Source organism: Pseudonocardia pini (genome assembly GCF_013870575.1).
In the GTDB taxonomy this organism is placed as follows: Bacteria; Actinomycetota; Actinomycetes; order Mycobacteriales; family Pseudonocardiaceae; genus Pseudonocardia; species Pseudonocardia pini.
In genome coordinates this window covers 1-1,057 of sequence record NZ_JACBXB010001214.1, presented here as the reverse complement: position 1 = coordinate 1,057, position 1,057 = coordinate 1, and the positions used below count along the sequence as shown (strand labels likewise).

At 72.8% G+C, this 1,057-nt stretch carries 1 protein-coding gene; it reads left to right on the top strand.

The window, feature by feature from the left end:
• On the top strand, positions 1 to 803 hold an 803-nt coding region (locus H5J29_RS33940; RefSeq protein ID WP_181784944.1), incomplete at its 5' end, for an esterase/lipase family protein.
• Between the last annotated feature and the right edge of the window lie 254 nt (positions 804 to 1,057).

Sequence of the window (1,057 nt, the reverse complement as noted above, 5' to 3'; positions counted from 1 at the left end):
CCGCGCACGTCGCGCTGTACCCCGTGGGGCTCGCGGGCGAGACCATCCGCCCCCCGGACCACTACCGCACCGACGCCCTCGACCCGGTCCAGCGCAGCCTGGTCTGCGGCGACCCGGAGACGGCGGGCACCCCGATCCTGCTGATCCACGGGATCATGGACAACCGGTCGGTGTTCACCGTGGTCCGCCGAGCGCTGCGGCGCCGCGGCTTCGGCGTGGTGCACTCGATCAACTACCCGATCCTCACCGGGGACCTCCGCAGCGCGGCGCGAGACGTCGCCCAGCACGTCGAACGGCTGCGGGAGGCGACCGGCGCCGACAAGGTGCACATCGTCGGCCACTCGCTCGGCGGCGTGATCGCCCGGTACTACGTGCAGCGCCTCGGCGGCTCCGAGTCCGTGGACACCCTGGTCACGCTCGGCAGCCCGCACACCGGCAGCACGATGTCCTACCTGCTGCCCACCCCGCTCGGGAGGCAGCTGCGTCCCGGTTCGGAGGTCATGGCCGAGCTCGCCGAGCCCGCGCCGGACTGCACCACCCGGTTCGTGGTCGTCTGGAGCCGGATCGACGAGATGGTGGTCCCGCAGCGCAACGCCCGGCTGCGGCACCCGGACCTGCTCGTCGAGGAGCTCGAGCTCGACGACGTGGGCCACCTCGCACTGCCCGTCGACCCCCGCGTGGTGCGCGGCGTGGTCGCCCGGCTCGCACACGGAGAGTTGCCGCTCCACCTCCTCCACCAGCAGCGGAAGCGGACTACTAGGCCGATTGCCACAGAGGGTGAGCGTTCGACCCCTGCCTCCTGACCCGATCGGAGGCTTCCGCGACACACCCCCGACCCGGGTTGGACGGCGCGGCGGGCGCCCGCTACGTTTGCTCCGTTCGTGTCACAGCACGATCACGACGACGCGGTGCCGACCCCGAATCGGTGCCGACCGGGCCTCCCCAGCCCAGGTCGTCGCGTACTGAGCACGGGCCCGAGAAGAAGGGCAGGTCGTGGCGCGCCACCGCTCCCCCAGCGGCGCCACGGGACCGGTCCCACGCTCGGCCGCGAACCCCC